This window comes from Actinomadura rayongensis, from assembly GCF_009831215.1.
Taxonomy (GTDB): Bacteria; Actinomycetota; Actinomycetes; order Streptosporangiales; family Streptosporangiaceae; genus Spirillospora; species Spirillospora rayongensis.
This window is the reverse complement of record NZ_WUTW01000002.1, coordinates 1,197,847-1,210,904: the sequence shown is the minus strand read 5'-3', so window position 1 is coordinate 1,210,904 and position 13,058 is coordinate 1,197,847. Positions and strand designations below refer to the sequence as shown.

14 protein-coding genes are annotated in these 13,058 nt (G+C 73.5%); 8 read left to right on the top strand and 6 right to left on the bottom strand.

Going from position 1 to position 13,058, the window contains the following annotated elements:
* Positions 1-182: 182 nt before the first annotated feature.
* A complete protein-coding gene (gene serS, locus GQ466_RS14965; protein ID WP_161103443.1) occupies positions 183-1,442 on the top strand; it encodes a serine--tRNA ligase in 1,260 nt (419 codons plus the stop codon).
* A gap of 43 nt (positions 1,443-1,485) precedes the next feature.
* Here the strand turns inward: serS and GQ466_RS14960 are convergent, their stop codons facing one another.
* The 3 genes from GQ466_RS14960 to GQ466_RS14950 form a co-directional block, all read right to left on the bottom strand.
* A complete protein-coding gene (locus tag GQ466_RS14960) occupies positions 1,486-1,650 on the bottom strand; it encodes a hypothetical protein (RefSeq protein WP_161103442.1) in 165 nt (54 codons plus the stop codon).
* Positions 1,651-2,688 carry a glycosyltransferase gene (locus GQ466_RS14955; RefSeq protein WP_202420436.1) on the bottom strand — a complete coding sequence of 346 codons (1,038 nt, stop codon included), beginning with the start codon at positions 2,686-2,688 and terminating at the stop codon, positions 1,651-1,653.
* A 778-nt stretch (positions 2,689-3,466) separates the two neighbouring features.
* Positions 3,467-4,099, bottom strand: coding sequence for a class F sortase (locus GQ466_RS14950; RefSeq protein ID WP_161103440.1), 633 nt, complete (start codon positions 4,097-4,099; stop codon positions 3,467-3,469).
* Between the two features lie 109 nt (positions 4,100-4,208).
* On the opposite strand from GQ466_RS14950, the gene GQ466_RS14945 reads away from it, so the two are divergent.
* On the top strand, positions 4,209-5,012 hold the full coding sequence (locus tag GQ466_RS14945; protein WP_337193477.1) for an HAD family hydrolase: 804 nt from the start codon (positions 4,209-4,211) through the stop codon (positions 5,010-5,012).
* Here GQ466_RS14945 and GQ466_RS14940 read toward each other — a convergent pair.
* Both GQ466_RS14940 and GQ466_RS14935 read right to left on the bottom strand, forming a co-directional pair.
* Positions 5,009-5,548: a bacterial proteasome activator family protein gene (locus GQ466_RS14940; protein WP_161103438.1), complete on the bottom strand. Its 540-nt coding sequence runs from the start codon at positions 5,546-5,548 to the stop codon at positions 5,009-5,011. The two genes, GQ466_RS14945 and GQ466_RS14940, sit on opposite strands and share 4 nt — an antisense overlap.
* 10 nt (positions 5,549-5,558) lie before the next feature.
* Positions 5,559-6,518, bottom strand: coding sequence for an NAD(P)H-quinone oxidoreductase (locus tag GQ466_RS14935; protein WP_161103437.1), 960 nt, complete (start codon positions 6,516-6,518; stop codon positions 5,559-5,561).
* A 193-nt stretch (positions 6,519-6,711) separates the two neighbouring features.
* On the opposite strand from GQ466_RS14935, the gene GQ466_RS31610 reads away from it, so the two are divergent.
* From GQ466_RS31610 to GQ466_RS14905, 6 genes are all read left to right on the top strand, one after another.
* Positions 6,712-9,105 (top strand): MinD/ParA family ATP-binding protein, encoded by a 2,394-nt coding sequence (locus tag GQ466_RS31610; RefSeq protein ID WP_337193476.1) that lies wholly within the window; start codon positions 6,712-6,714, stop codon positions 9,103-9,105.
* Between the two features lie 19 nt (positions 9,106-9,124).
* A complete protein-coding gene (locus tag GQ466_RS14925) occupies positions 9,125-9,490 on the top strand; it encodes a cupin domain-containing protein (RefSeq protein WP_161103436.1) in 366 nt (121 codons plus the stop codon).
* A 148-nt stretch (positions 9,491-9,638) separates the two neighbouring features.
* Positions 9,639-10,448 (top strand): SAM-dependent methyltransferase, encoded by an 810-nt coding sequence (locus tag GQ466_RS14920; protein WP_161103435.1) that lies wholly within the window; start codon positions 9,639-9,641, stop codon positions 10,446-10,448.
* A 2-nt stretch (positions 10,449-10,450) separates the two neighbouring features.
* Positions 10,451-10,789: a hypothetical protein gene (locus GQ466_RS14915; protein ID WP_161103434.1), complete on the top strand. Its 339-nt coding sequence runs from the start codon at positions 10,451-10,453 to the stop codon at positions 10,787-10,789.
* A gap of 41 nt (positions 10,790-10,830) precedes the next feature.
* On the top strand, positions 10,831-11,274 hold the full coding sequence (locus tag GQ466_RS14910; protein ID WP_337193475.1) for a GNAT family N-acetyltransferase: 444 nt from the start codon (positions 10,831-10,833) through the stop codon (positions 11,272-11,274).
* Positions 11,275-11,319: 45 nt separating this feature from the next.
* A complete protein-coding gene (locus GQ466_RS14905) occupies positions 11,320-12,612 on the top strand; it encodes a serine/threonine-protein kinase (protein ID WP_161103433.1) in 1,293 nt (430 codons plus the stop codon).
* A gap of 45 nt (positions 12,613-12,657) precedes the next feature.
* On the opposite strand, the gene GQ466_RS14900 is transcribed toward GQ466_RS14905, so the two are convergent.
* Positions 12,658-13,047 carry a VOC family protein gene (locus tag GQ466_RS14900; protein WP_202420434.1) on the bottom strand — a complete coding sequence of 130 codons (390 nt, stop codon included), beginning with the start codon at positions 13,045-13,047 and terminating at the stop codon, positions 12,658-12,660.
* Positions 13,048-13,058 lie beyond the last annotated feature (11 nt).

Below are 13,058 nucleotides of genomic sequence, written 5' to 3'. Positions count from 1 at the left end.
CAAGACCACGTCCGCCGGCACGTTCGCCCGCACGTTCAAGGCCGTCAAGGACGGCACCTGGCGCGCCGTCTACACCGGCAGCCCCACCTACCTCCCGGCGACCAGCGGGACCGACTACGTGGACGTCCGGTAGCGGGATACTCGCGCGCGGCAGAGGGGTGCGGGCCGGTAGCCTCGGGTCTGTGATCGACCTGCGAGCTCTTCGAGAGGACCCCGAGCGGCTGCGCGCTTCGCAGCGCGCCCGCGGGGCGGATGAGGCCGTCGTCGGACGGCTGCTCGACCTGGACGAGCGGCGCCGCTCCGCGCTGTCGTCGTTCGAGCGGCTGCGCGCCGAGCAGAAGAGTTTCGGCAAGTCGGTGTCGCGGGCGCAGGGCGACGAGCGCGCCGCGCTGCTCGCCCGCGCCAAGGAGCTGGCGCAGCAGGTCAAGGAGGCCGAGGCCGACGCGGACCGGCTCGGCGAGGAGCTGACGGCGGTGCTGCGGCTCGTCCCGAACCTCGTGGAGGAGGGCGCTCCGGCGGGCGGCGAGGAGGACTTCGTCGTCCTGGAGCACGTCGGCGAGCCGCCGCGCTTCGACTTCGAGCCGAAGGACCATCTGGAGCTGGGCGAGGGCCTCGGCGCCATCGACATGGAGCGCGGCGCGAAGGTCGCGGGCGCGCGGTTCTACTACCTGACGGGCGTCGGCGCGCGGCTGCAGTACGCGCTGCTGAACCTGGCGATGGAGCAGGCGGTCGCGGCCGGGTTCGTCCCGATGTATCCGCCGGTGCTGGTCAAGCCGGAGGCGATGGAGGGCACCGGGTTCCTCGGCGCCCACGCCGCCGAGGTGTACCGGCTGGAGGAGGACGACCTCTACCTCGTCGGGACGTCGGAAGTACCGCTCGCCGCGTACCACATGAACGAGATCATCGACGCGCTCCCGCGGCGGTACGTCGCGTGGTCGTCGTGCTTCCGCCGCGAGGCGGGGTCGTACGGGAAGGACACGCGGGGCATCATCCGCGTCCACCAGTTCGACAAGGTGGAGATGTTCTCCTACTGCGACCCGGCGGACGCCCACGCCGAGCACCTGCGGCTGCTGGAGTGGGAGAAGGAGATGCTCGCGAAGGTCGAGCTGCCCTACCGGGTGATCGACGTCGCGGCGGGCGACCTCGGGACGAGCGCGGCCCGCAAGTACGACTGCGAGGCGTGGGTCCCGACGCAGGGGACGTACCGGGAGGTCACGTCCACGTCGAACTGCACGGAGTTCCAGGCGCGGCGGCTGGCCGTCCGGCACCGGGACGAGGACGGGAAGAACCAGCCGGTCGCGACGCTGAACGGCACGCTCGCCACGACGCGCTGGATGGTGGCGATCCTGGAGAACCACCAGCGCGCGGACGGTTCGGTCCACGTGCCCGAGGCGCTGCGCAAGTTCCTCGGGCAGGACGTCCTGGAGCCGATCAAGCGGTGAACGGGGAAAGCCGGGGTGCGGGTCGCCCCGGCTTTCGCGTCGGTCAGCCCTTCCGCGCGGGGAGGATCCGCTTCACGGCCAGTCCGGCGGACACGAGCGTGAAGACGGCCAGCCCGACCCAGAGGGCCTGCACGCCGAGCCACGGCGAGGCCGCGGCGGCGCCGCCGAATCCGGCGGCCACACCGCCGATGGGGGGAGTGTTGTACATCTACCATTTCCTCTCTTTGCGCCAGGCGGCCTGCCAGAATGCACGTGCCTGGACGGCTTGCAGAAAGACGTCGAACACCATCTCGATGAAGATCGTGGCGGCGACGGCCATCTGGGTCTTTCCGCGCTGACGGACGGTCACCACGCGTTCCAGCATGAAGATCACGGTGACGGCGCCCCAGATCGGGCTGAGCTGGATCCCGCCGAGCCAGACCGCCGAATAGGCGACCGAGGCGAGATACGCGGTGATGACGACGATGCCGATCAGCGACAGCAACTGGCGGCCCCAATACGAGCGGGTGATCGGGGTCCAGCCGTAGTCGATGAGGTTCTCCAGCGCGCCGCGCTTCCAGCGCAACCGCTGCTGGGCGAGTTGTGTCCAGGTGGGCATGACCTCGGTCGTGAGCGTGCATTCCGGCGGGCACAGAATGCGGAATCCGAGGTGGAGGATCGCGAGGGTGAGTTCGTTGTCCTCGGTCAGCACCCGGACGTCGTAAACGTGCGGCAGCCCGGGCAGCCTCTCCGCCTTCCGGGCGGCGACGACCTCCTGGAGCGTCGTCGCGCGGAAGATCGTGGCCGTGCCGGTCAGGACGAGCGCCTTCCCCTGCAACCGCCGGACGTCCCGGGCGTACCGGGCGTACTCGTTGCGCTGGAACATGCCGACGAGCCCGCCGCCGGGCTTGCCGGTGAACGTCCCGCCGACGGCCGCGTACCGTCCGGTCGCGAGGTACTCGACGCCGTTGTGGATGAAGCCGGAGTCGAGCGCCGAGTCGGCGTCCATGACCATGACCGCGTCCTGCGGGCCGAAGATCGGCAGCAGCGAGTCCAGGACCTGGTTGAGCGCGCCCGCCTTCTTGTGCTTGTTCCCGCGCGTGCCGACGATCTCGACGCCGCAGAGCTGCGCGAGCCCGGCGGTGTCGTCGGTGCAGTTGTCGGCGATCACGACGATGTGGTCCGGCGGACGCCGCTGCTGCCGCAGGGACGCGATCGTCTCGGTGATCTGCTTGGCCTCGTTGTGCGCCGGAATCAGCACGGTCACCCGCATCTCGGCCGGGTCGAGCCGCGGAAGACTCCGCTTGCCATCGGAATCATCACGATCCGCACGCCGCGCCTTGCTGCGATGCCCACCCCCCTGCGCCACGACGCGGTGCGCCGGACCAGCCGGTCGCGGCGGCGCGCCGGTCGCCCGGTGCGCGGGGCCGCCCGGTCGCGGCGGCGCGTAGGGCGCGGGGGCCGATGGGCGCGGCGGCGCGTCAGGGACGCGGTGCGCGGGCACCAGCGGACGCACGGGCGCGTCGAGAACGTGGTGCGCGGGCGCCAACGGACGCGAGGGCGCATCGGGCGCGCGGTGCGCTGGGATGGCCGGACCCGACGGCGTGTCGGGCGCGCGGTGCGTGGGCGCCGCCGGACGCGGCAGCGCGCCGGTCGCGCGGTGCGCGGGGCCAGCCGGACGCGGGGACGTGTCGGGCGCGCGGTGCGCTGGGGTGGTCAGACCCGACGGCGCGTCGGGGGCGCGGTGTGCGGGCGCCGGCGGACGCGGCGGCGCGGGCGCGGCGCGGTGTGTCGGGGCGGCCGGACTCGGGGGTGCGGTGGGGACGAACGGGGTCACGTCCGGGACGGTGACGGTTGCGGACGGCGTCCGCGTGCCCCATGTCGCCGGTGCCGCCAGGTGGCCGGACGCGGCGGCGGGGCGCCGGGCGTGCGGCGGTTCGTCCTGGGCGGACCGGGCGAAACGGTGCCGGGGCACGGCGGGGCCGGAACCCGGTGGGGGGAGGGGATTCATCTCATTCCCGACAGCGCCGGGAGTCGCACGAATGTCACCGCTTCGCGGCGGACGCTCCCAGAAGGTGCCCGTAGGCGATGACGTTGTCGACGTAGTGCCCGGTCCCCCGGTCGAACCGGCCGCCGCAGGTGATCAAGCGGATGGCCGGATAGCCCGGGTCGGCGTAGACGCGCTCGGTCGGGAAGCGGTCCTTGGGCACGCGTTCGACCGAGTCGACGCGGAACACGGCGGTGCGCCCGTCGGCGCGCCGGACGCTGAACCGGTCGCCCGGCCGCAGCTCGCCGAGCCGGTAGAACACGGCCGGCCCGCGCTGCGAGTCGACATGCCCGATGATCACGGCGGCGCCCCGGCTGCCCGGCGCCGGGCCGAGCCGGTACCACCCGGCCTCGCCGGCGCGGGCGAGCGGCGGCGTCTCGACGGTCCGGTCGGGATTCTTGGCGAGCTTCATCAGGGCCGTCCGGACGCCGATGCGCGGCACGTCCAGCCGGACGGGCGTGGACGGCGGCAGCGGCGCGACCGTGGCGGGCACGATCCGTCCGGTCGCGCTCGGCCCCGGCGCGGGCGGCTCGGCAGGGTCAGACGGGACGAGCCGGACGACGGCGAACAGCACCGCCGCCCCGACGCCGACCGCGCCTGCGGCTAGACCGATACGGCCTGGAACGCGCACCGCCCGCCCCCCGTCCGGAATGAGAACCTTGCCGGGACGGTACCGTCCGGCGGACGCCCGCGCAGGACGCGGTGGGGAGATGGGGCCAGATGGGGGGTATGTTCCGGGGGTGACGACGCAACCACCCCGGCTGATCGCCACGGACCTCGACGGCACGATCGTCCGCTCCGACGGCACGATCTCCGACCGCACCGTGGCCGCCCTGGCGCGCGTCGAACGCGCCGGCGCGACCCTCGTGCTCGTCACCGGCCGCCCGCCGCGCTGGATGACCGACATCGCCGCCGCGCTGAAGCACCGGGGCGTCGCGATCTGCGCGAACGGCGCCGTCCGCTACGACCTGCACGCCGAGAAGGTGCTCGGCGCGCGGCTCATCGACCCCGCGACCCTCGCCACGGCCGTGGAAAGGCTCCGCGCCGCCGACCCGGAACTGCGGTTCGCCGTCGAGTACCCGACCGGGTTCGTGTTCGAGTCCCGGTTCGCGCTCGGCCGCATCGACGCCGAATCCCTCGGCGGCAGGGTCGTGGACGGTCACGCTCTCGTCAGCGAGGGCGGCGCGAAACTGCTCGCGTTCCACCCCACCGCGCATCCCGACGAACTCGCCGAGGTCGCCGGGAAGGCCGTGGGGGACCTCGTCACCGTCACGCACTCGTCCGGCCGCGGGCTGCTGGAGATGAGCGCGCACGGCGTCACCAAGGCCAGCGCGCTCGCAGCCCTCTGCGCCGAGCAGGGGTTGTGCGCCGCCGACGTCGTCGCGTTCGGCGACATGCCCAACGACCTGCCGATGCTGACCTGGGCGGGCACGTCCTACGGCGTCGCGAACGCCCATCCGCTCGTGCTGGCGGCCGTCACCGCGACGACCGCCCGCAACGACGAGGACGGCGTCGCCCAGGTCATCGAGCGCCTGTTCCCCTAGAGGTAGGGACCGGACGACCGGGACGGCGGCTGCTGCTCCTCCTGCCCGCCGGGCACCATGCCCGCCGGCAGCGCGCGCCGCATCTGCTCCAGCTGCGCCCGCGCCGCCATCTGCTGCGCGAACAGCGTCGTCTGGATCCCGTGGAACAGGCCCTCCAGCCAGCCGACGAGCTGGGCCTGCGCGATCCGCAGCTCGCCCTCGCTCGGCACCTGCCCGTCGGTGAACGGCAGCGACAGCCGCTCCAGCTCGCTCACCAGCTCCGGCGCGAGACCGTCCTTCAGCTCCTGGATGGACGACTGGTGGATCTCGCGCAGCCGCGCCCGGCTCGCCTCGTCCAGCGGGGCGGCCTTGACCTCGTCCAGCAGCTGCCGGATCATCCCGCCGATCCGCATGACCTTGGCGGGCTGCTCGACCATCTCGGCGACGGACTTCTCGCCGCCGTCCTCGCCCGTCCCGGCGCCGCCGAGCGCGATGCCGTTCGGCCCGACGACGAGGACCTGCGGCTCCTGCTCGTTCTCCTGCGATGGCTCGCTCATAATCCCTCTCTCAGACGACCAGCAATATTTTGCCGACGTGGCCGCTCTCCTCCAGCAGGCGGTGCGCGAGGGGCGCCTCCTCCATCCGGACGGTCCGGTCGACCACCGGGCGCACCTTCCCCTCTTCCAGCAGCGGCCACACGTGCTCCCCGGCCGCCGCGACGACCGCGGCCTTCTCCGCGACCGGCCGGGCGCGCAGGCCCGTCGCGTGGACGGACGCCCGCCGCGACAGCAGCGCGCCCAGGTCCAGTTCGCCCTTCATGCCGCCCTGCATCCCGATGACGACGAGCCGTCCGCCGGTCGCGAGCGCCGCGACGTTCCGGGGAAGGTACGCGGCACCCATATTGTCCAGGATCACGTCGAACGGGCCGTGCGCGACGAAATCGTCGGTGCGGTAGTTGATGGCGACGTCCGCGCCGAGGTCCCGGCACGCCTCCGCCTTGCGCTCGCCGCCGACCGTGCAGGCGATCCGCCCGGCGCCCGTCGCGCGGGCGAGCTGGATCGCCATCGTCCCGATGCCGCTGCCGCCGCCGTGGACGAGGAACGATTCGCCCTCTTTCAGGCCCGCGACCTCGAACACATTCGACCAGACGGTGCAGACGACTTCCGGGAGCGCTGCGGCGGCGATCAGGTCCACATTCTTGGGGACGGGCAGGAGTTGCCCCGCCGGGACCGCTACTTTCTCGGCATATCCCCCGCCCGCGAGCAGGGCGCAGACCGGGTCGCCGACCGTCCAGCCGGTCACGCCGGGGCCGAGCGCCGCGACCGTCCCGGAAACCTCCAGGCCCGGATAGTCGGGGGCGCCCGGCGGGGGCGGGTAGAAGCCCTGCCGCTGGAGGACGTCCGCACGGTTCACCCCGGCCGCCGCGACGGCCACGACGACCTCGCCCGGCTGCGGTTCGGGATCGGGGACCTGCGTCCATTCGAGGACGTCGGCGTCCCCGGGTTCACGGATCACGATGGCGCGCATGCACGTCACGCTACCGGGCCGCCGATCGGGACGAACCGGCCCGTCGATTTCCCATCCCCGGTCGGATATGAGACGTTGCCGACCCGGCTTTGCGGTCGCGATCCGGGCCTTTTGCCGACGGGTATCCTGCCGGTGGGGCGATGCTGACCTACTCCGCTAATGATCGTTGAGAGCATGGCCGAGGGGAGAGACGGTGGCAAGGAACGATCACGACGGACGTTCCCTGGAGGAGCGGCTCGCGTCGCTGGACGCCATGAGCGGAGACCCCGAACCCTCGACGAGCAAGCTCGCCCCCGCCCCCGCGGACGAGAACGACGAGCCCGCCGCCAACCCCTGGCTCGCCGCGCCGCCGCCCGCCGCGCCCCCGGCCGCCGGACCGGGCCGTCCGCCGCAGGACTTCGGGCAGTCGGGACCGTCCGAGGGCGCCGCGCCGCCGCCGTACGGCGCGCCCCTCGCGCCGCCGCCCTACGCGGTGGACCCCGCGCCGTTCATGGGCACGCCGCCGCCCGTCGGCGAGGAACGCTCCTTCGACGACGACGCCCAGACGCCCGACGGCCCGCCGTACGCCGCCTGGCCCGCGCCGCCGTCCGGCCCCGCCGCGCCGGAGACGTCCGCCGACGACGCGACCGTCGCCGAGCCCGAGGGCGGCCCCGGCGCGCCGCCGCCGTTCGCCGCGCCCCCGCCCTTCGCGGACGACGCGACGGCCACCGGCGCGTCCCCGCTCCCGCCGCCGCCCTTCGCCGGAGGCCCGCCGCCCTTCACCGGCGCCCCGCCCGCCCCGCCGTTCCCGCAGGGCCCGCCGCCGGGCGCCCCGTTCAACGCGCCCCCGCCGCCCGGCCCCGGCGTGCCCCCGCCGCCGGGCGTCCCGCCGTACGACCCGGGCCGTCCCACGCCCGCCGAACCACCGCTCCCGCCCTACGACCCCCAGGGCGGCCCACCCCCCGCAGGCCCCCCACGTCCCCCAGGCCCCGGCGCCCCGCCGTTCCATGGCCCGCCGCCGCCCGGCGCACCGCCCTTCAACGGCCCGCCCCCCGGCCCGGGAGCCCCCGGCGCCCCGTTCAACGGCCCGCCGCCCGGCGCGCCCCACTTCGACGGCCCGCCGCCCGGCCCGGGCGCGCCGTTCGACGGACCGTCTGGTCCGGGAGCCCCCGGCCCTGGCGTCCCGCCGGGTCCCGGCGCGCCGTCCGGCCCGCCGCAGTTCGACGGGCCGCCGTCTGGCGCGCCGCAGTTTGACGGGCCGCCGTCTGGCGCGCCGCAGTTTGACGGGCCGCCGCCCGGTCCGGGAGCCCCCGGCCCCGGCGTCCCGCCCGGCCCCGGTGCGCCGTTCGATGGGCCGCCTGGTCCGGGAGCCCCCGGTCCTGGCGTGCCGCCGGTTCCCGGCGCGCCGCCCGGCCCGCCGCAGTTCGACGGCCCGCCGCCCGGTCCGGGAGCGCCCGGTCCCGGCGTGCCGCCGGGTCCTGGTGCGCCGTTCGACGGCCCGCCGTCCGGGCCGGGTGCGGGCGGGTTCGACGCCGCCGGTGCGCCGCCGCTCGACCAGCTTCCGCCGTACCCGGGGTTCGGCCAGCCGCCCGGCCCGCCACCGGGCCAGCCGTACCAGCAGCCGCCGGGCCACCCCGCGCAGGCCGGGTATTCGCAGGCTCCGCCCGAGCCGCAGTCCGCCGAGAGCCTCAGCTCGGAGAACCTGCTCGGCGAGCGGCGCATCGTCCCGTCCGGCGGCTGGCGCCGCGCGGTCTACAAGGCCAGCGGCGGGAACATCGTCCCCGGCGAGTCGCAGACCGAACTGCGCCGCAAGGACCTCATCGAGCGCGCCCGCACCCCGGTCGCGGGCGGGCACCACCGGGTCGCGGTGATGTCGCTGAAGGGCGGCGTCGGCAAGACGACGACCACGACGGGCCTCGGCTCGATGCTCGGCTCGCTGCGCGGCGACCGCGTCATCGCCGTCGACGCCAACCCCGACCGCGGCACGCTGTCGGACAAGGTGCGGTTGGAGACGGCGGCGACCGTCCGCGACCTGCTGAACAACCGCGACCAGATCCGGCGGTACGCCGACGTCCGGGCGTTCACCTCGCAGAACGTGGCGCGCCTGGAGGTGCTGGCGTCCGACCGCGACCCGGCGGTCAGCGAGGCGTTCAGCGCGGAGGACTACGCGGCCGTCGCCGTCGTGCTGGAGCAGTACTACTCGATCTGCATCACCGACTGCGGGACCGGCCTGCTGCACTCGGCGATGGCGGGCGTGCTGTCGCTGGCGGACCAGCTCGTCCTCGTCAGCTCCCCGTCGGTGGACGGCGCCCGGTCGGCGAGCGCGACGCTCGACTGGCTGGAGGCGCACGACCACGGCCACCTCGTCCGCAACGGCGTCGTCGTGCTGTCGATGGTGCGCAACCGGACGCGCAGCCAGGTCGACCTGGACAAGCTCCAGGCGCACTTCGAGAGCCGCTGCCGCGCCGTCGTCCGCATCCCCTACGACGACCACCTGGAAGAGGGCGCCGAGGTCGAGCTGGACGCGCTGGCCCCGCCGACCCGCGAGGCGTACCTGATGCTGGCGGCCGTCGTCGGCGACGGTTTCGTCCACCAGCGCCCGTCCTGACGGCATAGAGTCGCCGTCCGTGGGCGACAGGATCTACGTCGGGAAGGCGGCGGACGACGCCGCGGGGGATCGCGGCTGGCTGCTCGGGCACTTCAAGACGCCCGGGGACATCCGGCACAGCGAGGACGTCGAGATCAAGTGGGGCGTCCACAAGAAGGGCGACCGGCGCGCGGACTGGGCGCGCGGCGAGCGGCGGACGGCGCTGCTCGTGCTGATCTCGGGACGGTTCCGGCTGGAGTTCCCGGGCGAGGACGTCGTCCTCACCGAGCAGGGCGACTACTGCGTGTGGGCGCGCGGCGTGGACCACTCGTGGGAGGCCGAGGAGGAGTCGGTGGTGATGACCGTCCGGTGGCCGTCGATCCCGGGCTACGCGCTGCCGGGCTGACCCGCGCGCGCCGTGCGCTGACCCGAACGCGCGCAAGATCACTGTTCGCGGGACGCACGCGGACCGCCGTGCCTACGATGCGCCCACGGGTGCCGTTCTCCGTCACCCTGGGACAAATTGCGCAGCGGCTCCGAGGAGGACCCGGGACATGGTGAACGAACAGCGCGACTGGGCCTCCCTCGGCATCGACATCACCAAGCCGAGCATCGCCCGCACCTACGACGTCGTCCTGCGCGGCAAGGACAACTTCGAGGTGGACCGCGCGTTCGTCAACGAGATCGTGAAGGTCATCCCGGAGATCTACGACGTCGCGACGTACAACCGGGAGATCCTGGGCCGGGGCGTCCGCTACCTGGCGGGCGAGGCGGGGATCCGGCAGTTCCTCGACCTCGGGTCCGGGCTGCCGACCGTCCAGAACACGCACCAGGTGGCGCAGGCGACCGACCCGTCCTGCCGCGTGGTGTACGTGGACAACGACCCGATCGTGCTCGCCCACGGCCGCGCCCTGCTCGCGGAGAACGACCGTACGACCGTCGTCACGGCGGACCTGCGCGAGCCGGAGGCGATCCTCGCCGACCCGGACGTGCGCGCCCTGATCGACTTCGACCAGCCCGTCGCGATCATGCTGGTCGGGATCCTGCACCACCTGCACGACGACGAGGGCCCGCAGCGGATCGTGGACACGTTCATGGACGCCGTCCCGTCCGGCAGCCACCTGTTCGTGACGCACTTCTGCGCGTCCAGCCCCGAGTCGCGCGACGCGGAGAAGAAGTACCTCGCGATGCTCGGCACCGGCCGCTTCCGCACCCCCGAAGAGATCACCGCCTACTTCGACGGCTTCGACCTCCTGCCCCCCGGCGTCGTCCCGCTCCCGCTCTGGCGCCCCGACGAGCCCGTCACCGGCGACCTCTCCGTCGGCCAGCGCCTGATGTACGGCGGCATCGCCCGCAAGCCCTGACCGTGCCCTTCGCCGCCCTGCCCGGCGGGGCGGGCGACGCGTGGGCCGCGTGCCGCGCGGCGCTCGCGGACGGCGCGCCCGGCACGCTCGACCCCGCCCCGGTGAACCGCGTCGCGACGTTCCACCTGCTCCGGCGCCGCGAACGCCTGACGCGGCGCCGGGGGACGCGGACGCTCGGGTTCGCGGCGGCGCTCGCCGCGCTGGAGGCCTGCGCGTACGACGACGTCCTTCTCGGCCGGGTCCGAACGGCGACCCTGGAGTTCCAGCTCGTCCTGAGCCCGGACGCGGCCGAGATCGTCGCCTGCTTCGGTGTGGCGCGGGCCGCACGGGAAGATCTTTGATTCGCGCCCCTCGGCGCGGGGCGCGCGCTTACGCTGCGGGCGTGATCTACCGAACGGCGACGCGGGACGATCTGCCCGCAGTGGTCGCCCTGCTGGCGGACGGCGACGACGTCGTCGATCCCGCGTCCGTCCGGCCCGGCGTGGACCAGGTGCGGGCCTTCGAGACGGTGGCCGGCGACCCGCGCAACGAGTTGCTGGTGCTGGAGAAGGACGGGACGGTCGTCGGCTGCATCCAGGCCACCTACATCCCCGACCTCGGCGGGGACTGCTCCGAGCGGGCGCACCTGGAGGCGGTCCGCGTCCGGCCGGACTTCCGGCACAACGGGTTCGGGCGGCTGCTCGTCACGTACGCGATCGCCCGGGCGCGGGCGCGCGGGTGCACGCTGGTCCAGCTGACGACGGACAAGTCGCACATCGAGGCGCAGCGGTTCTGCGCGTCGCTCGGGTTCGTCCCGAGTCACGAGGGGTTCAAGCTTCCTCTCTGAGCGTACGCGCCAGTAAATAGACATGCCCATTTGTATGATCGGGGCATGGCGGAGGAGTCGCGGCCCGGGCGCGTGATCGGCGGACGGTACCGCTTGGCGGAGGAACTGGCCGCGGGCGGGTTCGGACGGGTCTGGCGGGCGTGGGACCAAGTCCTCGAAGTCGACGTCGCCGTCAAAGAGGTTTGGCTCCACCCGGGCATCACTCCCGGCGTGCGCGCGGAGATGCTGAAGCGCGCCGCGCGCGAGGCGCGCAACGCGGCGCGACTGCGCAACCATCCGAACATCGTCACCGTGCACGACGTGGCGATCGAGGACGGCGTCCCCTGGACGGTCATGCAGCTCATCTCCGGCTGTTCCCTGCACGAGCGCATCGCCGAGAACGGCCCGCTGGACCCGGACGCCGCCGAGAAGGTGGCCCGTTCCGTGCTGAAGGCCCTGGAGACCGCGCACGCGGCGGGGATCGTTCACCGCGACGTCAAGCCCGCGAACGTCATGCTCGCCTCCGACGGCGACATTCTGCTGACCGACTTCGGCATCGCCGTCCACCTGGACGAGACGCGCATGACCACGCCCGGGACGTTCATCGGAACGGCCGACTTCCTGGCGCCGGAACGCATTCGCGGTCGCGAGGAGAGCCCGGCGAGCGACCTCTTCTCCCTCGGCTCGACGCTGTACTACGCGTTGGAGGGCGTCGCGCCGTTCCACCGCAGCATCCCGGACGCGATCTACGGCGCGATCCTCACCGAGGAGGCGCCCCGGTCCGAGCGGGCGGGCCACCTGGCGCCCCTGATCGAACAGCTCCTGTGCAAGGACCCCGACCGGCGGCCGACGGCGTCCCGGGCACTGAGGCTGCTCGGCGCCCGCCCGACGGCCACGGCCACCCAGGAAGTGCTGGTCGAAGAGGTCAAGCCGCCCGAAGAAAAGCCGCCGGAGAAGCCCAAGCCGCCGGAGAAGCCACCGGAGGAGCCGCCTGCCAGCCAGGACACCACCTGGATGTGGGTGGTCGGCATCGGCGTCGTCATCTGCGCCCTGCTCTACCTCCAGAGCCCGGGCTTCTCCGGCGCCGTCACCGACATGGGACTGCACGGAAAACTGACGTCCGCCCAAATAGGCAACTGCCTCCACCAGAGCAAGAACGAGCAGTGGGTCGAGGTCCCCTGCTGGTCCGCCGCCGCCGAACGGACGGTGACCGGGGCGCTCACCTCGTCCCTGGCGTCCATGATCCGGACGTCGTCCAGCCTGAGCACGTCCTCGCCCTGCGAGCGGTACGGCAGAGGCGGCCTACTGGAGATCGACGACCTCGCGTCCGGCCGCGTCCTCTGCACGAAGGCGACCTAGTCCCGCGCCCGACGTGCGATCGGTGGCCGGTCGACGCCGGTGGTGTCAGGAAGACGTCAGGCAGAAGGGGTGCCCGGCCGGATCCAGGAGGACCCGCCAGCGTCCGTCGCCGGGCTGATGGTCCGGTTTGGTCGCGCCGAGTCCCAAGGCCAACTCTTCCACCGCATCCAGGTCGTCGGCGCGGAAATCCAGGTGGAGCTGTTGCGGCACGTCCTGACCCGGCCACTGCGGAGCCCGGTAGCCGTCAACCCTCTGGAACCCCAGATCGCAGCCGGAGTCGCCCGTCAGAGCAACGAACCCGTCCGAACGGAAAAGCTCGCGCATCCCGGTCAGCGCACCGTAGAAGCCCGCGAGCGTCCGCGGGTCGGCACAGTCCAACGTCACTCCACGCAACACAGCGCCCGGCACCGTTCGCTCCTTCGCGTCCGTCTCCATGAGCCGCCGCT

Coding starts and splice junctions, on each gene's coding strand:
- GQ466_RS14960 (WP_161103442.1), bottom strand. CDS start 1,650: ATGTACAACACTCCCCCCATCGGCGGTGTGGCCGCCGGATTCGGCGGC.
- GQ466_RS14940 (WP_161103438.1), bottom strand. CDS start 5,548: ATGAGCGAGCCATCGCAGGAGAACGAGCAGGAGCCGCAGGTCCTCGTC.
- GQ466_RS14935 (WP_161103437.1), bottom strand. CDS start 6,518: ATGCGCGCCATCGTGATCCGTGAACCCGGGGACGCCGACGTCCTCGAA.
- GQ466_RS14920 (WP_161103435.1), top strand. CDS start 9,639: ATGGTGAACGAACAGCGCGACTGGGCCTCCCTCGGCATCGACATCACC.
- GQ466_RS14905 (WP_161103433.1), top strand. CDS start 11,320: ATGGCGGAGGAGTCGCGGCCCGGGCGCGTGATCGGCGGACGGTACCGC.
- GQ466_RS14900 (WP_202420434.1), bottom strand. CDS start 13,047: ATGGAGACGGACGCGAAGGAGCGAACGGTGCCGGGCGCTGTGTTGCGT.